Source organism: Xanthomonas campestris pv. campestris str. ATCC 33913, assembly GCF_000007145.1.
Classification (GTDB): Bacteria; Pseudomonadota; Gammaproteobacteria; order Xanthomonadales; family Xanthomonadaceae; genus Xanthomonas; species Xanthomonas campestris.
In genome coordinates this window covers 2,005,586-2,023,197 of sequence record NC_003902.1, presented here as the reverse complement: position 1 = coordinate 2,023,197, position 17,612 = coordinate 2,005,586, and the positions used below count along the sequence as shown (strand labels likewise).

Genomic DNA, 17,612 nt, shown 5'->3' with positions numbered 1-17,612 from the left:
CCAACCGCAGGCAGCCGGCCTGCGCCCGTGCTTGCGGCAATTGCCGCGCCGGCCAGCCGTAGCGTGCGCCGCGCCGCCGCCGCCGTGCCCGGGTCTGCAACGCGCACCGCCTGCCCTGCCCGATCGCGCAGCCGCGCCCCTTCCCCCGACATCGAGGGCCGCCTGGCCGTCGATGGCTGTATTCCGCTCTAGTGCGAGTAACCCGATGACTGCATCCACCACCCCCGTGTTCAACCCGTTCGCCCTGCCGCTGGTCGCCATCCTGCGTGGCATCACCCCGGAAGACACGCTGGCGCATGTCGGTGCCTTGATCGACGCCGGATTCGACGCGATCGAGATCCCGCTCAACTCGCCACGCTGGGCCGAGAGCATTGCCCTGGCGCAGCAGCGCTACGGCGCGCGCGCCTGGATCGGCGCCGGCACCGTGCTGCGCAACGAAGACGTCGACACGCTGGCCGGGATCGGCGCGCGTTTCATCGTCACCCCCAATACCAAGCCTTCGCTGATCCGCCATGCGGTGTCGCGCGGGCTGACCGTGGTGGCCGGCTTTGCCACCGCCAGCGAAGCCTTCGATGCCATCGACGCCGGCGCGCAGATCCTCAAACTGTTCCCCGCGGCCACCTATGGCGCGGCGCATGTGCGCGCCTTGCGCTCGGTGCTGCCGACCCACGTGCCGGTTTACGTGGTCGGCGGAGTGAGCCCGCAGACCCTGGCCGGCTTCATGGCGCAGGGCGCCGCCGGCGCCGGCATCGGCGGCGAACTGTACAAACCCGGCCAATCCCTCGAAACAACCCAGACGCATGCACGCGCCTTTGTGCAGGCTTACCAGGAACTGCAAGGATGAAGATCACCCGCCTCACCACCTACCACGCCGCACCGCGCTGGTTGTTCCTCAAGGTCGAAACCGACGAGGGCATCACCGGCTGGGGCGAGCCGGTCATCGAAGGCCGTGCGCGCAGCGTGGAAGCGGCCGTGCACGAGCTGGCCGGCTACGTGGTCGGCAAGGATCCGGCCCGCATCAATGACCTGTGGCAGACCATGTACCGCGCCGGCTTTTACCGAGGCGGCGCTATTTTGATGAGCGCCATCGCCGGCATCGACCAGGCGCTGTGGGACATCAAGGGCAAGGCGCTTGGCGTGCCGGTGTACGAGCTGCTGGGCGGGCTGGTGCGTGATCGCATGAAGACCTACCGCTGGGTCGGCGGCGACCGCCCGGGCGCAATCATCGCGCAGATCAACGATTACCGTGCGCTGGGCTTTGACACCTTCAAGTTCAACGGCACCGAAGAAATGAAGCTGATCGACAGCGCGCGTGCGGTCGATGCGGCAGTGGTCAAGGTGGCCGAAATCCGCGAGACCTTCGGCAATAGCATCGATTTCGGCATCGACTTCCACGGCCGCGTCGGCGCGCCGATGGCCAAGGCGCTGCTGCGCGAGCTCGAACCGTTCAAGCCGCTGTTCGTCGAAGAACCGGTGCTGGCCGAACAGGCCGAGTACTACCCGCGCCTGGCCGCGAGCACCTGCATTCCGTTGGCTGCCGGCGAGCGCATGTTCTCGCGCTTCGAGTTCAAGAACGTGCTGTGCGCCGGCGGCATCGGCATGGTGCAGCCGGACCTGTCGCATGCCGGTGGCATCACCGAGTGCGTCAAGATCGCCGCCATGGCCGAAGCCTACGATGTGGGCTTCGCACCACACTGCCCGCTCGGCCCGATCGCGCTGGCTGCCTGCCTGCACGTGGACTTCGTTTCGCACAATGCCGTGCTGCAGGAACAGAGCATCGGCATCCACTACAACGAAGGCGCCGACCTGCTCGATTACGTCATCAACAAAGAAGATTTTCACTGTGTGGATGGCAGCATTGCCGCACTGCCCAAGCCCGGGCTCGGTGTGGAGATCAACGAAGACATGCTCAAGCGCGCAAACGAAAATCCGCCGGACTGGCGCAACCCGGTGTGGCGTCACGCCGACGGCAGCATCGCCGAATGGTGAGCACCGCCGACTACACCGCCGTCCTGGCCGTCGACAGCCGCTGCACGCATGGCGAAGGCGTGCTGTGGTGCGAGCAGCGTGAAGCGCTGTATTGGGTGGACATCAGCGAAAAACGCCTGTGGCGGCATCATCCGGGCAGCGCGCAGACGCGCTTCTGGACACTGCCCGACCGCCCGGGCTGCATCGGCCTGATGGACGATGGCCGCCTGCTGATCGCGCTGGCCAAGGCCATCTGCATCGCCGACCCGGACAATGCCGACGGCGACACGCTGCCGCTCGACCATCTGGCCGATGTCGAAGCCGACAACCCGCTCACGCGCAGCAATGACGGCCGCGCCGATCGCCATGGCAACTTCGTGTTCGGCACCATGGACGAGCACGAAGACAAGGCCGGGCGCGGGGCGATGTACCAGTTCTCGCTGCGCCACGGGCTGCGTCGTCTGCCGTTGCCGGGCGTGTCCATTCCCAACTCGATCTGCTTCAGCCCGGATGGCCGCACGCTGTACTACTGCGATTCGGTGCGCCCGCAGATCCTGCGCTGCGATTACGACCCGGACACCGCGCAAACCAGCAACACGCGCGTGTTCACCACCCTGGATCGCGACGACGCCGAGCCGGATGGCTCCATCATCGACAACGCCGGCCACCTGTGGAACGCGCAATGGCGCGCCTGGCGCGTGGTGCGGTATCGCCCGGACGGCAGCGTGGAGCGCATCGTGCAGATGCCGGTCAAGCACCCCACCTGCAGTGCCTTCGGCGGTGCCGCACTGGACCGTCTGCACGTGATCAGCTCGCGCCTGGACCATAGCGATGCCGAGCTGGCACAGACCCCGCAGGCCGGCGGCCTGTACCTCTGCGACCTGCCGGTGCGCGGCCTGCCCGAAAGCCGGGTGACCAGCGCATGATCGCGATTGATTGGGGCACCAGCAGCCTGCGCGGTTATCTGCTCGGGCCCGATGGCCAGGTGCGCGACCACCGCCGCGGCGCCGACGGCATCCTGGCCTGCCAGGGCCGCTTCAACGCGGTGCTGGAAGCGCTGATCACCGGCTGGGACGGCCCGGTACTGCTGTCGGGCATGATCGGCAGCCGCAATGGCTGGGTGGAACAGGCCTACCTGCCCTGCCCGGCCGACACCGCGGCGCTGGCCCAGGCAATGCAGCGCTACGACGACCTGCTCCCCGGCCGCACGCTGTGGTTCGTGCCCGGCGTCAGCGTCGGCGAACGCGACGGCACCCCGGATGTGATGCGCGGCGAAGAAACCCAATTGGTGGGCCTGCTCGCCGCGCTTGGCGACGGCGAACACATCGCCTGCCTGCCCGGCACCCACAGCAAATGGGCCCGCCTGGCGCACGGCCAGCTCACCGACTTTGCCACCGTCATGACCGGCGAGCTGTATGCCCTGCTCCGCCAGCACAGCATCCTGGGCAAGCTGATGCAGGACGACGGCGGCAGCCTGGATGAGGGCGCCTTCCTGCAGGGCGTGACGCGCAGCGCCGAGCCCGGTGGGCTGAGCCATCACCTGTTCGGTGCCCGCACCCTGGGGCTGTTCGAGCGCCTGCCCGCGCAGGCACTGCCGTCCTACCTCTCGGGCCTGCTGATCGGCCACGAACTGCGCGACCACCGCGGCGATCACCGCGCGGTGCACCTGGTCGGCAGCCCCGCCCTGGCCCAGCGCTACGCACTGGCGTTGCAGCACCTGGGCGTGACCTCCCAGCTGCACCCGGAAGACCTGGCCGCCGCCGGCCTGTTCGCGCTCGCGCAACAGCGCGGCCTTGCCTGACCTCGGCAACGCCTTCTCGCGGTGAGGCGAGGAGGCGCGGCTGCGGGCCCCCAGCGCGCGTTCGCCCTAATGCCCGCGCCGCACGCGTAGGGCGCGCGAGGCGGCAGCACCGCCAACCGCCCCCGCACCGCCAAATCACTGCAAGATCACGCCTCACCCGCACACCCACCACGCGACTGCTTTAGAATTGCGCGGCTTAACGCCGGAAGTTGCCATGCCTTTTGTTGTCACCGAAAACTGCATCAAGTGCAAATACACCGACTGCGTCGAGGTCTGTCCGGTGGATTGCTTCCACGCAGGCCCGAACTTTCTGGTCATCGACCCGGATGAGTGCATCGATTGCACCCTGTGCGAGCCTGAGTGCCCGGCCAACGCGATCTATCCCGAGGACGACGTGCCGGCGGGACAGGAAGCCTTCGTTGCCCTCAACGCCGAGCTGGCCAAGGCCTGGCCGGTGCTGACAGTGCGCCAGGAGCCGTTGCCCGACGCCGCCGAGTGGGACGGCAAGCCGGACAAATTGCCGCTGCTGCAGCGCTGATCCGTAGCGCCGCCGGCCGCAAATACAAAACGGGCGCCCTGGGCGCCCGTTTTGCTGTCTGCACTGCCAACCGGCCTCAGCCGCCCAGCTTGCCCTTCAGCGAGGCGATCAACGCCACCGGCGCCGCCGCAGTGGCAGGCATGCCGCGCGGATCAACCGCCGAGACGTAGCTGCCGGCTTCGACCTTGACCACGCGCACCAGGAAGCTGGCGCCCTCGTAGGTGACGTCGTAGGAGCCCAGCATCTGCGCCTTGCTGGCGATGGTCAGGCCCGGGATATCGGCCAGCGCGTCGCCCACCTTGGCAAACACCGCATCGCGCTCGCCCGGCACGGTGAAGCCGCTGTTGGCGCTGGCCGATGGCGGCGTGTTGGCGTTCTGCTGGGTGGTGGACGCCAGCGTCGGCACCTTCATGGCACCGGAGGTGTCGGGCAGGTTCAGATCCGGCGGCACTTCCAGCGGACGTGCCTCCGGGGCCAGCGCATAGTCGCCGCGCGCGCCCTTGTGGAACCAGCTGCAGCCGTTCGTGGCGGCGACGGTGGCGGTCGCCAGCAACGCGAGCGAGAGCACGCGGACGGGGGAAACGGAATGACGCATCGATAGATCTCCTGGGTCAGGCCGCGAGCATTTCGCGGCTGGAAAGCGCTTCCAACGCAACTGCGTTGGCGGCAAGGCGGTCGGCGGCCGGCTGATGGGCCGCAGAAAGTGGCAGCAACGGCAAGCGCAGGCCGTGGCCGATCCCGGCGCGCTGCAGCAGCGCCTTGACGGGGATGGGATTGGATTCGATGCCGCAGAAGCTGTGGTACTCGCTCAGACGCGTGTCCCAGGCGTTGGCGGCCTCGTGCTGACCAGTGCGGGCCAGATCGCAGAGCCGGCGGTAGGCCGACGGCAGCGCGTTGGACGCCACCGACACCAGGCCGTCGGCGCCGGCCAGCATTGACTGGGCGGCGCTGCCGTCGTCACCGCTGAGCACCACGAATCTGTCGCTGCGCATGGCCACCAGCGCGGCAACCCGCTCCGGTTCGCTGCGCGCTTCCTTGATGCCGACGATGTTCGGGTGGCTCACCAGCGCGGCGACCGTTTCCGGCAGCAGGTCGCAGCCGGTACGGCCCGGCACGTTGTACAGCACCACCGGCAGGCCGCCGTTGTCGGCAACCGCCTGGAAGTGCGCCAGCAGGCCGGCCTGGGTGGGCCGCACGTAAGGCGGCGTCACCACCAGCGCGTACTGCGCGCCCAGCGTGGCGGCACGGCGGGTCTGCGCGATGGTTTTTGCGGTACCGGAGAGCCCGGTGCCAGCCAGTACCTGCACACGACCGGCCACCTGTGCCACGGCCGCACGCACCAGCGTGTCGTACTCGTCGTCGCTCAGTGCCGCCGCTTCGCCGGTCGAGCCGGCAACCACGATTCCCTGGACACCGCCGTGCAGCTGCTGCTCCAGCAGCCGTCGCCAGGCATCCAGGTCGAGTGTGCCGTCCGGCCCGAAAGGGGTCGCCAGCGCGGTGATGATGCCGGAAAGGGACAAGATTCTGCTGCTCTTACGTGACAGGAAAGGCCCGCGCGCACGCGGGTTGTGGCCGCCTGCATGTTACTTGCGGCGCGAAAGCACGGGCAAGTATGCTGGTCACCGCCAGGGCGCCTGCCCGGGCGGCCATTCAGCCTGATGCAATGCCGGAAGCCCCTTTGACTGACTCGACTCCCCGGCCTTCGCCGACCGAAAACCACCTCCTGATCAACGCCTACACGACGCATCCGGAGTCCCCCCTGTTGCCCGTCACCCGCCGCATCGCCGACAGCGGCTGCAATCTCGTGGACGCCCGCCTGGCCACCGTGGGGCGCGATGTCTCGGTCACCGCGCTGGCCACCGGCTCCTGGGACTCGGTTGCCAAGCTCGAAGCCATGCTGACGCGGCTCGAACGCGAAGAAGGCCTGAAGCTGGTGTGGTACCGCACCGGCCCCAAGCAGGCGCAATCCAATCTGCTGCCGTACATCGTCGAGGTGATCGCCGCCGACAAGCCCGGCATCCTGTTCCAGCTTGCCGATTTCTTCGACCGCCAGGGCATCACCATCGAGAACCTGCAGAGCACCCGTTACCGCGCGATGCAGACCGGTGCGGAGATGTTCTCTGCGCAGGTGACCATCGGCGTGCCGGCCAACATGCACATCGCTGCCTTGCGCGATGATTTCCTGGAATTCTGTGATCACCTCAATCTCGACGCGATCATGGACCCGATGAAGTTTTAAGACAGGAGTTCGCATGGCCATCGCGATGTCCGCGCTGAAACAGATGTTCGACCACATCCGCTCGGAAACCGACTGGAACCTGGACGGCCCGTTGCGCTGGGAATACTTCTTTGCCGATCCGGCGCAGCAACCGCTGCAGCAGCTGGCCGAGCAACTGACCAAGGACGGCTACCGCGTCATCGATATCTTTCTCGGCGAACGCGATGAGGACGATGGTGACGACGAAGAGTCGTACTTCCTGCATGTGGACAAACTGGAACACCACACCCTGGAAACGCTGAATCAGCGCAATGCCGCGTTCGATGCACTCGCCAAACGTTTCCATGTGGCTGCTTATGATGGGATGGACGTCGGGCCGGCCTGATCGGCACCGACCGCCTCTCCCCTTCAGGCTGAGCAACGATGACCGACGCTGTACTGGAACTGCCCGCTGCAACCTTCGATCTGCCGCTGTCGCTGTCCGGCGGCACCCAGACCACCTTGCGTGCCCATGCCGGCCACTGGCTGGTGATCTACTTCTACCCCAAGGACAGCACGCCCGGCTGCACCACCGAAGGCCTGGACTTCAACGCGCTGCTGCCGGAATTCGACAAGGCCGGCGCCAAGATCCTGGGCGTCTCGCGCGATTCGGTGAAGTCGCACGACAACTTCTGCGCCAAGCAGGGGTTTGCATTTCCGCTGGTCAGCGATGGCGATGAAGCACTGTGCCGCGCCTTCGACGTGATCAAGGAAAAGAACATGTACGGCAAGCAGGTGCTCGGCATCGAGCGCAGCACCTTCCTGCTGTCGCCCGAGGGGCAGGTCGTGCAGGCCTGGCGCAAGGTCAAGGTCGCCGGCCATGCCGATGCGGTGCTGGCCGCGTTGAAGGCGCACGCCAAACAGTGAGTCCCCTCGTTTCCCGCGTCCTCCATCACCCTGCCTGCGCAGGCGCGATGGCTCGCCCCTGCTCCATCACTTGGAAGACCCAATGACCCGAGGCAAGCGCATCTACGTGCTGGACACCAACGTGCTGATGCACGATCCCACCGCGCTGTTCAAATTCGAAGAACACGATGTCTTCCTGCCGATGCAGGTGATCGAAGAACTCGACAACGCCAAGAAGGGCACCTCCGAAGTCAGCCGCAACGCGCGCCAGGTCAGCCGCTTCCTGGACGAATTGCTGGAAAACACCAACGCCGAGCAGATCCAGGCCGGCATCCTGCTGAGTCATCCGCAGGGCATCCAGCTCAAGGGCCAGGCCGCGATCGGGCGGCTGTATTTCCAGATCCACCCGATCGAGCCGGGCCGCACCTTCGGCGCAATGCTGCCGGACAACAAGATCCTCGCCTCGGTGCTGGCGCTGCGCGAAGAGAACCCCGATGTGCCGGTGATCCTGGTGTCCAAGGACATCAACCTGCGCATCAAGGCCTACATCAGCGGCCTGGTCGCCGAGGACTACCAGAACGATCGCGCGCTGGACGATTTCAGCCTGCTGTTCACCGGCGCGATCGAGCTGCCGGAAGACTTCTGGCAAAAACACAACGAAGACCTGCGCAGCTGGAACGAGCGCGGACGCACCCATTACGAGATCGTGCTGGCCGACGACGAAGACTGGTATCCCAATCAGTACCTGTATCTGCCGGGCGAAGACGAAGTGGAACTGCGCGTGGCCAAGGTCGGCGGCGGCAAGGCCACGCTGTGCCTGGTGGATGACTTCCGCCATACCCAGCACGCGGTCTGGGGCATTGCCGCGCGCAACCGCGAGCAGAACTTCGCGCTCAATGCGCTGATGGACCCGGAGATCGATTTCGTCACCCTGCTCGGCACCGCCGGCACCGGCAAGACGCTGCTCGCGCTGGCCGCGGGCCTGGCGCAGACGATGGACCAGCAGCGTTACCGCGAAATCATCATGACCCGCGCGACGGTGAGCGTGGGCGAAGACATCGGCTTCCTGCCCGGCACCGAAGAAGAAAAGATGACCCCGTGGATGGGCGCGCTCACCGACAATCTGGAAGTGCTCACCCACAACCAGGACGGTGGCTCATGGGGCCGCGCGGCCACCAACGACCTGCTCGCCAGCCGCATCAAGATCCGCTCGATGAACTTCATGCGCGGGCGCACCTTCCTGTCGCGTTATCTGATCCTGGATGAAGCGCAAAACCTCACGCCCAAGCAGATGAAGACGCTGATCACCCGTGCCGGCCCCGGCACCAAGATCGTGTGCCTGGGCAACGTGGAGCAGATCGACACGCCCTACCTCACCGAGACCACGTCCGGCCTGACCTATGCGGTGGATCGCTTCAAGGCCTGGCCGCACAGCGCGCACATCACGCTGCGTCGCGGCGAGCGTTCGCGGCTGGCCGACTTCGCTTCGGAGGTGCTGTGATGCCCACGCTGCGCAGCGCTGCGGCGCTGACGTTGCTCACCCTGGCTGGCTGCGCAACCACCCAGCCGGCCAGCGTGCCGACCAACCTGAAAAGCGGCCAGTCGTGGGTGATCACACGGCAGACCATCGCCGATCAGGTGCTGGACACCTGCTCGCGCGACAGCCCGGCACGCCAACCGGGCAGGATCACCGGCTACTGGGCGCCGACCCATCAGCAGATCGAACTGCTGGAATCGCGCCAGGACGCACTCACCCCCACCATCGCCGAGCCGCGCGACTTCGACCGCCAATACGTGGGCGTGGTGGTCGATGGGCGTGAGCTGATCTACATCAATGCGTTCAAGCTGCCCGATGGCCCCTCGCTGAAACCGGCCACGACCGCAGTGGGTGCCTGTGATGGCGGGGCTGCCTTCTGGGGCGCGTTGTACGACCCGCAAACTGGCGCGTTCTCGGAAATCGCCATCAACGGCGGCGCCTGATCGACCACGATCCAAGGCGTTGAAGGGAGTCTGCACAGTCGCGCCGCGGCAGTGCAGAATCGCCGCATGACCACGCCCAGCACGCTGTCCGCATTGACCATCGCCGGTTCGGATTCCGGCGGTGGTGCCGGCATCCAGGCCGATCTGAAGACCTTCGCCGCGCATCGCGTGCACGGCTTGTCCGCCATTACCGCGCTGACCGCGCAACACACCCGTGGTGTCACCGCCGTGCACGTGCCGCCCCTGGCATTCCTGCGCGCCCAGGTCGATGCCTGCTTTGCCGATTTCCAGATCCAGGCGGTCAAGCTCGGCATGCTGGCCAACGCCGAGGTCATCCACTGCGTGGCCGACCTGCTCGAACAGTACCGCCCGCCATTCGTGGTGCTCGACCCGGTGATGGTGGCCACCAGCGGTGCGCGTTTGCTCGAAGACGCCGCGTTGGACGCACTGCGCACTCGCCTGTTGCCGCTGGCGAACTTGATCACGCCCAATACGCCCGAGGCCGAATTACTCACCGGCCGCCGTATCGACACCCCCGATGCCGCCGACCATGCAACCGCCGCCTTGCTGGAGCTGGGCGCCAACGCCGTGTTGCTCAAGGGCGGGCATTTGCGCGAAGGCACGCGCGTGATCGATCGGTTCGACGACGGCGTTGCGCAGGAGATCTTCATGCATCCGCGCCTGGAACTGGACACACACGGCACCGGCTGCACCCTCTCTGCCGCCATTGCCGCGCAGTTGTGTCAGGGCCTGTCGTTGCTCAACGCCTGCGAGGCCGCGATCGATTATGTGGCCCGTGCAATTGCCAATGGCCAGCGTCCGGGCCAGAGCGATGTGGTGGTGCTGGATCACTTTGGTGCCGCGCCGCACGCATGGGATTGATCAACGCCGCACACACGGCCATCGCGGCGGATGGGCACGGCTGGCAGCTGCTGCACTACGCGCCTGCGCAGCCGATCGCCAGCCTGTTGTGGTTACCTGCATTGGGCGTGGCGGCCCGGCACTACGCGCCATTCGCGCAGGCATTGGCCGAGCGCGGCATTGCGGTCTTCGTGCACGAATGGCGTGGCAACGGCAGCAGCACCTTGCGTGCATCGCGTCACCACGATTGGGGGTTTCGCACCCTGCTTGAACATGATCTGCCGGCCAGCCAGGCCATTGTCGCTGCGCAGTCACCGCCGCTGCCGCGGCTGCTGGGCGGCCACAGCCTGGGTGGGCAACTGGCCTGCTGCCATGCCGCGTTGCATCCGGGCAATGCGGCGCGCCTGTGGCTGGTCGCCAGCGGCTCGCCGTACTGGCGCAACTTTCCGTCACCGCTGCGTTATGGGCTGCCGTTGGCGTACCGGTTCCTGCCATGGCTGGCACGTGTGCAAGGCGTGCTGCACGGGCGGCGGCTCGGCTTTGCGGGGACCGAAGCGCGCAGCCTGATCGCCGACTGGGCGCGCGTCGGCCGCAGCAATCGCTACCGCGCTGCGGGCGCACCGTGGGATCTGGAGCAGGCACTGGCCAGTGTCACCTGCCCGGTCGACGGTGTGGTGTTCGCACGCGACCGCTTCGGCCCCGCTACAGCGCTGCACGCGCTTTGCGCCAAGATGCCGCAGGCGCCCACGACGCTGCGCCTGCTCGACGACGCAGCGCTGGGCATGCGCAGCGACCATTTCGCGTGGATGCGCGCACCCATCGCGGTCGCCGCTGCGTTACGCACGTCGCTGCACGATCGATAGCGCCACGGGATCGTCACAAAGGGATTGACGCACGCGTCAGGCATCCGCATAATTCCGCTCCTGACGAGGCGCCCGTAGCTCAGTTGGATAGAGTACCTGGCTACGAACCAGGCGGTCGGGAGTTCGAATCTCTCCGGGCGCACCATCTTCAGAACAACATAAGACAGCCTTCAACCGCTGTCTTTTTAGTTACAAAGGTTCGATCGCATTGCGGCGGATCTGCACCACTCAAACAAGACATGCGCCCGTAGCTCAGTTGGATAGAGTACCTGGCTACGAACCAGGCGGTCGGGAGTTCGAATCTCTCCGGGCGCACCATTCTTGGAAAAACGACCAGCTTGCTGGTCGTTTTTTTTTGCCCATCAGATCCAGCGGACCGTGCGTCAGGCCAGTGCGCCCGCTTCGCCGGTCGGCGCAAGCGTGGCCAATGGCACCAGTGACACCACCGGATGCCCCGCATCGCGCCAGGCATCCAGCCCACCCAGTAGCGGACGCACATCGCGATACCCGCGCTCGCGCAAGCGCCCAGCCAACCAGGCGGCGGACACTTCATCCGGGCAGGCGCAATAGATCACCACGCTGCGATCGCGCGGCACCGTTGCCAGAATCTGCGCCAGCTCGCGCTCATCGGCAAACACCGCACCGGGAATCGTGTACGGCTGCAGATCGCGAAAGCCCTGCGCGCGGATATCCAGCACCGCCGGCCGCATCGCTTCGTCGGCGGCGAGCATCGGCACCAGTTCTTCGACCGCAATGCGCGCGGTCTCCAGCGAGCGCAGCAGCGTATGGCGGCGCCACCAGCGCCAGCCGACATAACCGGCCAACAGCAACGCCACCACCAGCACGGCGCCCGAGCCCAGCGTGGAGAGAAAGTGCAGCACGTCCTGCACCTGATCGGCGAACAGCGCGCCCAACCCAAGCCCCACCGCTGCCCACAGCAACGCGCCAAACGCGTCGTAGCGCAGGAATGCTCCTGGCCGCACCTGCATCGCGCCCGCCATCGGCACCGATACCATCGACAGGCCAGGCACGAACTTGGCCACCGCCAGCACGCGTACGCCCCAGCGCCCGAAGAAACGCTCGGTCTTCTTCATGCAGGTATCGCGCGACAGCGACAGCCGGCACAGCGACTGCAAGGTGCGATTGCCGAAACGGCGCCCGGCCAGATACCAGACCAGATCGCCCAGCACGCTGGCGAATACCGAAACAGCCAGTGCTGCCAGCGCGGCACTCCACGCGGCGCTGCCGCCATGCAAGGCATAGCCGGCGCCCACCAGCACCAGGGTCGGCATGGCCGGCACCGGCAGACCGAGCGACAACGCCAGCACGTTGGCGAACACCAGCGCCAATCCGTACTGTTCGATCAAGCCTTGCATGCGGCACCCTGGCGCGACGGCGAGCGGCCATTATCCGCCTATCGCTACGCTACCGGCTGCCCGGTGGGGACGGAACGATACGTTTCGGCCAGCTGCTCCAGCCAGCGCGCAAATAACCCCTCGCTGCGCAGCGCCTGCCGCCACCAACTTAGCGCCTCGCCCTCCTCGCCCGGACGCCACGCCAGGTAGAACGTCTCGTCCGGCTTGTGCGTTTCCACCGCAAGCGCGCGCAGGGCGCCGGCCTGCAATGCGCCGCGCGCGTACGGCTCGGGCAGGAAGCCATAGCCGGCCCCAGCCAGCTGCAGCTGCAACTTGGTCTGCATGTCCGGCACGGTAAGCACGTCGCGGCCGGACAGCAGCCCCACCGTGCGTGGCAGCAGCCGGCGTGCGGAGTCCGCTGCCGCGATCGCGCGATGCTCGGCCAGCTCCGCCACGCCCAGCACTCCGGCGTCCACCAGCGGGTGCGTGGCGGCCACTGCGAACACGAACCGCAGCGAGCCGATCGGCTCGGCGACATAACCGCCACCGCTCGGCCCCTCGCCAGCAGCAACCACCAGATCCACACGTCGATCCAGCAGCGCCTCCCAGCTACCGGAGAGCGACTCGCTCACCACGCGCAACCGGGTGCTGTCAGCGATGCGATAGAAGTCCAGCAATTGCGGCAGCAGCAATGACGCCGGCAGCACCGCGTCCAGACCAATGGCGAACTCCGACTCCCAGCCGGAGGCGACCCGCCGCACCCGCACTTCCAGCTCCTGCGCCGCGCGCAGCAATTGCCGCCCCTCACGCAACAGCTCGCGGCCGGCCTGCGTTGGCGTGGCCTTGGGGCCAACGCGCTCGAACAACTGAACGCCCAGGTCCTCCTCCAGCTTGGCGACCGTGTAGGAGATCGTCGACGGCACCTTGAACAACACCTTCGCCGCGGCAGTGAAAGAGCCACGGCGGTCGATCGCGTCCAGGATTTGCAACGCATCCAGGCTGATTTTCATTGTTCGATTTTTTCGATGATAGCAGTCAAATCTACTCGCTTTTTTTACCCGGGGCATCTCTCCACACTACGCATCAACGGGACGGGCAAGCAAAACGCACCTTCCGCCTCATTCGAATCTTTCCAAGGAGAAGCACCATGTTGACTGTCCGCAAGAGCGAAACCCGTGGCCGCGCCGAGCACGGCTGGCTCTCCTCGCGTCATACCTTCTCCTTCGCCAGCTACCACGATCCGCGCCACATGGGCATCGGCCCGCTGCGCGTGATCAACGAAGACAAGGTAAAGGCGAACGCACCTTCCGCCTCATTCGAATCTTTCCAAGGAGAAGCACCATGTTGACTGTCCGCAAGAGCGAAACCCGTGGCCGCGCCGAGCACGGCTGGCTGTCCTCGCGTCATACCTTCTCCTTCGCCAGCTACCACGATCCGCGCCACATGGGCATCGGCCCGCTGCGCGTGATCAACGAAGACAAGGTAAAGGCGGGCGAAGGTTTCGGTACGCATGCCCACCGCGACATGGAGATCATTTCCTACGTGCTGGACGGCGCACTGGAGCACAAGGACAGCATGGGCACCAGCTCGGTCCTGCATTACGGAGATGTGCAGCGCATGAGCGCCGGCAGCGGCGTGACCCACAGCGAGTTCAACCACTCGGCCAGCGACCCGGTGCACTTCCTGCAGATCTGGGTGATGCCCGAGCGCAACGGCATCGAGCCCAGCTACGAGGAAAAGCATTTCGACGCCGACAGCAAGCGCAACACCTTGCGCCTGATCGCCTCGCCCAACGGCGACGGTGGCTCGCTGAAGCTGCACCAGGATGCGCGCCTGTACGCCACCATCCTGGACGGCGACGGTCGCCTGCAGCACCCGCTGGCTCAGGGCCGCCTCGGCTATGTGCAGGTGGCGCGCGGTAGCCTGACCGTCAACGGCCAGGTGCTGTCGGCCGGTGATGCCTTGCAGGTGACGGGCGAGCCGGAGATCGTGCTGGCCGATGCCCGTGATGCCGAAGTGTTGGTGTTCGACCTGCCGCAGTGAGTGGTTGGCAGTGCGTCGCCTTCATGCATCGGAGTCACGAGCGCTGCGACTGCGCACCAGTAATGCAAAAACCCGCCGACTGGCGGGTTTTTGTTGTGGCATCGGCTGCCTCGACTGCAGCAGGCGTTAGAACATGCCTGCTTGATTGAATGACAGGTGGCGTAGGCACCGTGTCATGCCAAGGGTGTAGCCGCACCTCTGCGCTGCAGCCTCGGCTGCCTGGCGGCGATAACGGCAGTAGAACCATAGGGGCTGCGCTTCTTGCAGTAGTCAGCCACGCGACGACACGGGCCAAACGCAATGAACGCGCCGCGATTTGATGCGATGCAAGCAATCCGAATCAACGCACGACGATTCGAGAAGCACTCTGCTCGGCACATCACAAACCGCAGGACGTACAAGCGTGCATTTCGCACAGGCATGCTCTGCAACGTGGGCGCTTCCGGGTCCACCGCACTACGGACAAATCGCACCACACGCGCCACACGGCGACCAACGCGGAGCACTCCAGCGGCGCTGCACACACGGCGCGTTGCATCACTCGCTAGCCACGCACTGAGCATACCGGTCGATCAGCAGAACGAGCATGCCTGCCACTGCTCCAGCACACGCGCTTTATCCAACCAACCGGACTCCAACCCACGTGCAAGCGAAACAGTCAGCGCCCGCAAAGAATGCTAGCCACATGCATCACGCACGCCGTGCCAACACCTCCACCGCGGGTGCGTCCTGCGGCTGACCGACCTCGTCGCCATTGACCAGCGCGAATAATGCGTCCGCATCGGCCTCCAGCACACGCGCAGAGCGCGCCAGATCATCGACCATCTGCGCCTGATCACGCGCCTGTACACCGATCGACTGCAGCGCCTGATTGGCAGTGGAAATGTCCTGCGCCTGCACCTGGCTGGCTGCGGCGATCTGCTCCACGGTCGCGGTCACCTTCAACACCGAGGTGACCATGTCCTGCATCACCTTGCCGGCCTGCTCGGCCAGGCGTGAGCCATCGCCCACCTGATTGGTGGCGTCTTCGATCAGTGAGCGAATTTCGCGCGCAGACACGCTGCAGCGCTGCGCCAGGCTGCGCACCTCGGTCGCCACCACGGCAAAGCCCCTGCCCTGCTCGCCTGCACGCGCCGCTTCCACCGCTGCGTTGAGCGCCAGGATGTTGGTCTGAAAGGCAATGCCGTCGATCACCTCGATGATCTGGCCGATACGGTCGGTCGCCTTGCGAATGCTGGAAGTGGTCTGCACGACCTCGGCAATGACGTGCGCGCCCTTGCGCGCCACAGTGGCTGACTCTTCGGCCATGTGTTGCGCAGCGCCGGCGTTTTCCGAATTGGCGCGCACCGTCTCGGCCAGCTGCTCGATGCTGGTGGAGGTCTGCTGCACGGCATCGGACTGGCTGGCCGCACGGCTCACCAATTCCTGGTTGCTTGCCGAAATATGGTGCGCCTCGCGCTGTACGTTCTGCGCAATGCCCATGGTTTGCCGCACCAGATCGCGCATGCGCTCGGCCGAGCGCACCTGGTCGGTGACGTCGGTGGCGTACTTCACCACTTTGTATGGGCGCCCGGACACATCCAGGATCGGGTTGTAGGAGGCCTGGATCCAGGCCGTGCTGCCGTCCTTGCGCAGGCGCCGATACCGGCCCGCATCGAACTGCCCGCGCGCCAGCGTGGCCCAGAACTGACGGTAGTCTTCCGAGGCGCTGTAGGCAGCATCGACGAACACGCTGTGATGCTTGCCGATCGCCTCGTCGGCGCGGTAACCAAGGATCGCCAGAAAGTTGTCATTGGCACTCAGCACCCGGCCATCCAGGTCGAACTCAATCACCCCCATCACCTTGGCGATCGCCTGGATCCGGCCGTCCGCATCGGCGGATTCCACCACCTGACGCGTGATGTCGGTGGCGTACTTGATGACCTTGTAAGGGCGCCCACGCTCGTCCAGCACCGGGTTGTAGGAGGCCTGGATCCAGACCTCGCGCCCGTCCCTGCCCACGCGTTTGTAGCGCCCGGCATCGAATTCGCCACGCCCGAGCTTTTCCCAGAACACGCGGTATTCGGCCGACTGCCGCTGCGCCGGTTCGACAAACAGACGGTGGTGCTGGCCACGGATTTCGTCCAGCCGGTAGCCCATGACCTCAAGAAAATTGGCATTGGCATCGAGCACCGTGCCATCCAGCGAAAACTCGATCACCGCCATCACCTTGTCGATCGCGTCGATGCGGCCTTCGAAATCGGCGGTCTGGCGCACCTGCGCGGTGATGTCGGTGGCGTACTTCACCACGCGATACGGCTTACCGGAGCGATCCAGCAGCGGGTTATAGGAGGCGTTGATCCACACCTCGCGCTCACCATTACCCAGGCGGCAATAGCGCCCTGCATGGAAGTCGCCGCGCCGCAGCGTGTCCCAGAACTGCCGGTACCCATCGCTCTCGCGCTCGCTCGGGTGCACGAACATGCGGTGATGCTTGCCGACCACATCTTCCAGCCGATAGCCCATCAAAGCGAGGAAGTTGTGGTTCGCATCCAGGATGCGGCCCTCCAGATCGAACTCGATGACGGCCATGACCCGATCCATCGCGGTGGCCTTGTGCTGCAGCCCTCGGGTCCAAAGAGAGGTAAGACGTCCAACAAGCGGCTGCAAGCGCATTCCAACGTTCCGTGGCGTGGGTCACATCTTTAGCGGCTCACCGATCGAATCCTTGACCGTTTCCGAGCGCGCACGAAGGCAGGTTTATGCATGATTTAAGGCGAAAACCGGGCTCTTCTGGACCGGCCACATCACTGAAGAAGCTTAGGTAGCGCTATCTCGCGAGCGCTCATCGATCAGTTGTTCCTATCCATCGGCGGCCGGCATGGCTTGCGCGCATGCAAAGGCCGCCCTGGCATTGCGAGTTTACTCTTCGCAATGCCATGAAATCGCTCCAAGGACGAAGCACCCACGCCAGGCGGCAATCGCACTATCGTTGCGTGGACGCCAAGGAAATAGATCGCGTGATCATCGGACGCGGTGCTGTGCCACGGATGCGGTTGAGACACCATCGGCACCCTGTGATGCGACCACGACGCAACGCATCCAATCAATGCCAGCCACA

At 65.7% G+C, this 17,612-nt stretch carries 19 protein-coding genes and 2 tRNA genes; 16 read left to right on the top strand and 5 right to left on the bottom strand.

Features of this window, described 5'->3' with window-relative positions:
* The first annotated feature begins 205 nt into the window (after positions 1-205).
* From XCC_RS09115 to fdxA, 5 genes are all read left to right on the top strand, one after another.
* Positions 206-844 (top strand): 2-dehydro-3-deoxy-6-phosphogalactonate aldolase, encoded by a 639-nt coding sequence (locus tag XCC_RS09115; protein WP_011036921.1) that lies wholly within the window; start codon positions 206-208, stop codon positions 842-844.
* Positions 841-1,989 (top strand): galactonate dehydratase, encoded by a 1,149-nt coding sequence (dgoD, locus tag XCC_RS09110; RefSeq protein WP_011036920.1) that lies wholly within the window; start codon positions 841-843, stop codon positions 1,987-1,989. Before XCC_RS09115 ends, dgoD begins: the two co-directional genes overlap by 4 nt.
* Positions 1,983-2,894: an SMP-30/gluconolactonase/LRE family protein gene (locus XCC_RS09105; protein ID WP_011036919.1), complete on the top strand. Its 912-nt coding sequence runs from the start codon at positions 1,983-1,985 to the stop codon at positions 2,892-2,894. Before dgoD ends, XCC_RS09105 begins: the two co-directional genes overlap by 7 nt.
* The gene (locus tag XCC_RS09100; RefSeq protein ID WP_011036918.1) at positions 2,891-3,769 is read left to right on the top strand and encodes a 2-dehydro-3-deoxygalactonokinase; all 879 of its coding nucleotides are present in this window, start codon (positions 2,891-2,893) and stop codon (positions 3,767-3,769) included. Before XCC_RS09105 ends, XCC_RS09100 begins: the two co-directional genes overlap by 4 nt.
* A 214-nt stretch (positions 3,770-3,983) precedes the next feature.
* Positions 3,984-4,307 (top strand): ferredoxin FdxA, encoded by a 324-nt coding sequence (gene fdxA / locus XCC_RS09095; protein ID WP_011036917.1) that lies wholly within the window; start codon positions 3,984-3,986, stop codon positions 4,305-4,307.
* A gap of 76 nt (positions 4,308-4,383) precedes the next feature.
* Here fdxA and XCC_RS09090 read toward each other — a convergent pair whose 3' ends face one another.
* Both XCC_RS09090 and dapA read right to left on the bottom strand, forming a co-directional pair.
* Positions 4,384-4,902, bottom strand: coding sequence for a hypothetical protein (locus XCC_RS09090; RefSeq protein WP_011036916.1), 519 nt, complete (start codon positions 4,900-4,902; stop codon positions 4,384-4,386).
* 16 nt (positions 4,903-4,918) lie between these two features.
* Positions 4,919-5,827, bottom strand: coding sequence for a 4-hydroxy-tetrahydrodipicolinate synthase (gene dapA, locus XCC_RS09085; RefSeq protein ID WP_011036915.1), 909 nt, complete (start codon positions 5,825-5,827; stop codon positions 4,919-4,921).
* 92 nt (positions 5,828-5,919) lie between these two features.
* On the opposite strand from dapA, the gene XCC_RS09080 reads away from it, so the two are divergent.
* The 9 genes from XCC_RS09080 to XCC_RS09040 all read left to right on the top strand — a co-directional run bounded on the left by XCC_RS09080 (position 5,920) and on the right by XCC_RS09040 (position 11,432).
* Positions 5,920-6,546, top strand: coding sequence for a glycine cleavage system protein R (locus tag XCC_RS09080; RefSeq protein ID WP_011036914.1), 627 nt, complete (start codon positions 5,920-5,922; stop codon positions 6,544-6,546).
* 13 nt (positions 6,547-6,559) lie between these two features.
* On the top strand, positions 6,560-6,910 hold the full coding sequence (locus XCC_RS09075) for a ribonuclease E inhibitor RraB (RefSeq protein ID WP_016945239.1): 351 nt from the start codon (positions 6,560-6,562) through the stop codon (positions 6,908-6,910).
* Positions 6,911-6,948: 38 nt separating this feature from the next.
* The gene (locus XCC_RS09070) at positions 6,949-7,431 is read left to right on the top strand and encodes a peroxiredoxin (protein WP_011036912.1); all 483 of its coding nucleotides are present in this window, start codon (positions 6,949-6,951) and stop codon (positions 7,429-7,431) included.
* 82 nt (positions 7,432-7,513) lie between these two features.
* Complete coding sequence (locus tag XCC_RS09065; protein WP_011036911.1) at positions 7,514-8,911, top strand: PhoH family protein; 1,398 nt, start codon at positions 7,514-7,516, stop codon at positions 8,909-8,911.
* Complete coding sequence (locus XCC_RS09060; RefSeq protein ID WP_011036910.1) at positions 8,911-9,390, top strand: hypothetical protein; 480 nt, start codon at positions 8,911-8,913, stop codon at positions 9,388-9,390. Before XCC_RS09065 ends, XCC_RS09060 begins: the two co-directional genes overlap by 1 nt.
* Before the next feature lie 66 nt (positions 9,391-9,456).
* On the top strand, positions 9,457-10,272 hold the full coding sequence (gene thiD, locus XCC_RS09055) for a bifunctional hydroxymethylpyrimidine kinase/phosphomethylpyrimidine kinase (RefSeq protein WP_029217200.1): 816 nt from the start codon (positions 9,457-9,459) through the stop codon (positions 10,270-10,272).
* Positions 10,263-11,114 (top strand): alpha/beta hydrolase family protein, encoded by an 852-nt coding sequence (locus tag XCC_RS09050; protein WP_011036908.1) that lies wholly within the window; start codon positions 10,263-10,265, stop codon positions 11,112-11,114. Before thiD ends, XCC_RS09050 begins: the two co-directional genes overlap by 10 nt.
* Positions 11,115-11,182: 68 nt before the next feature.
* A tRNA-Arg gene (locus XCC_RS09045) sits at positions 11,183-11,259 on the top strand.
* A gap of 96 nt (positions 11,260-11,355) precedes the next feature.
* Positions 11,356-11,432, top strand: a tRNA-Arg gene (locus XCC_RS09040).
* Between the two features lie 65 nt (positions 11,433-11,497).
* Here XCC_RS09040 and XCC_RS09035 read toward each other — a convergent pair.
* Both XCC_RS09035 and XCC_RS09030 read right to left on the bottom strand, forming a co-directional pair.
* On the bottom strand, positions 11,498-12,490 hold the full coding sequence (locus XCC_RS09035; RefSeq protein WP_011036907.1) for a DedA family protein/thiosulfate sulfurtransferase GlpE: 993 nt from the start codon (positions 12,488-12,490) through the stop codon (positions 11,498-11,500).
* Positions 12,491-12,534: 44 nt separating this feature from the next.
* On the bottom strand, positions 12,535-13,479 hold the full coding sequence (locus XCC_RS09030; protein WP_011036906.1) for a LysR substrate-binding domain-containing protein: 945 nt from the start codon (positions 13,477-13,479) through the stop codon (positions 12,535-12,537).
* Between the two features lie 137 nt (positions 13,480-13,616).
* On the opposite strand from XCC_RS09030, the gene XCC_RS09025 reads away from it, so the two are divergent.
* Together XCC_RS09025 and XCC_RS09020 are read left to right on the top strand one after the other, a co-directional pair.
* A complete protein-coding gene (locus XCC_RS09025) occupies positions 13,617-13,817 on the top strand; it encodes a hypothetical protein (protein ID WP_011036905.1) in 201 nt (66 codons plus the stop codon).
* Entirely contained in the window at positions 13,811-14,512 is a 702-nt protein-coding gene (locus XCC_RS09020) for a pirin family protein (RefSeq protein WP_011036904.1), read from the top strand. Before XCC_RS09025 ends, XCC_RS09020 begins: the two co-directional genes overlap by 7 nt.
* Positions 14,513-15,202: 690 nt before the next feature.
* Here the strand turns inward: XCC_RS09020 and XCC_RS09015 are convergent.
* Entirely contained in the window at positions 15,203-17,167 is a 1,965-nt protein-coding gene (locus XCC_RS09015) for a methyl-accepting chemotaxis protein (protein WP_011036903.1), read from the bottom strand.
* Positions 17,168-17,612 lie beyond the last annotated feature (445 nt).

Coding starts and splice junctions, on each gene's coding strand:
- XCC_RS09115 (WP_011036921.1), top strand. CDS start 206: ATGACTGCATCCACCACCCCCGTGTTCAACCCGTTCGCCCTGCCGCTG.
- dgoD (WP_011036920.1), top strand. CDS start 841: ATGAAGATCACCCGCCTCACCACCTACCACGCCGCACCGCGCTGGTTG.
- XCC_RS09105 (WP_011036919.1), top strand. CDS start 1,983: ATGGTGAGCACCGCCGACTACACCGCCGTCCTGGCCGTCGACAGCCGC.
- XCC_RS09100 (WP_011036918.1), top strand. CDS start 2,891: ATGATCGCGATTGATTGGGGCACCAGCAGCCTGCGCGGTTATCTGCTC.
- fdxA (WP_011036917.1), top strand. CDS start 3,984: ATGCCTTTTGTTGTCACCGAAAACTGCATCAAGTGCAAATACACCGAC.
- XCC_RS09090 (WP_011036916.1), bottom strand. CDS start 4,902: ATGCGTCATTCCGTTTCCCCCGTCCGCGTGCTCTCGCTCGCGTTGCTG.
- XCC_RS09080 (WP_011036914.1), top strand. CDS start 5,920: ATGCTGGTCACCGCCAGGGCGCCTGCCCGGGCGGCCATTCAGCCTGAT.
- XCC_RS09075 (WP_016945239.1), top strand. CDS start 6,560: ATGGCCATCGCGATGTCCGCGCTGAAACAGATGTTCGACCACATCCGC.
- XCC_RS09070 (WP_011036912.1), top strand. CDS start 6,949: ATGACCGACGCTGTACTGGAACTGCCCGCTGCAACCTTCGATCTGCCG.
- XCC_RS09065 (WP_011036911.1), top strand. CDS start 7,514: ATGACCCGAGGCAAGCGCATCTACGTGCTGGACACCAACGTGCTGATG.
- XCC_RS09060 (WP_011036910.1), top strand. CDS start 8,911: ATGCCCACGCTGCGCAGCGCTGCGGCGCTGACGTTGCTCACCCTGGCT.
- thiD (WP_029217200.1), top strand. CDS start 9,457: ATGACCACGCCCAGCACGCTGTCCGCATTGACCATCGCCGGTTCGGAT.
- XCC_RS09050 (WP_011036908.1), top strand. CDS start 10,263: ATGGGATTGATCAACGCCGCACACACGGCCATCGCGGCGGATGGGCAC.
- XCC_RS09035 (WP_011036907.1), bottom strand. CDS start 12,490: ATGCAAGGCTTGATCGAACAGTACGGATTGGCGCTGGTGTTCGCCAAC.
- XCC_RS09030 (WP_011036906.1), bottom strand. CDS start 13,479: ATGAAAATCAGCCTGGATGCGTTGCAAATCCTGGACGCGATCGACCGC.
- XCC_RS09025 (WP_011036905.1), top strand. CDS start 13,617: ATGTTGACTGTCCGCAAGAGCGAAACCCGTGGCCGCGCCGAGCACGGC.
- XCC_RS09020 (WP_011036904.1), top strand. CDS start 13,811: ATGTTGACTGTCCGCAAGAGCGAAACCCGTGGCCGCGCCGAGCACGGC.
- XCC_RS09015 (WP_011036903.1), bottom strand. CDS start 17,167: ATGCGCTTGCAGCCGCTTGTTGGACGTCTTACCTCTCTTTGGACCCGA.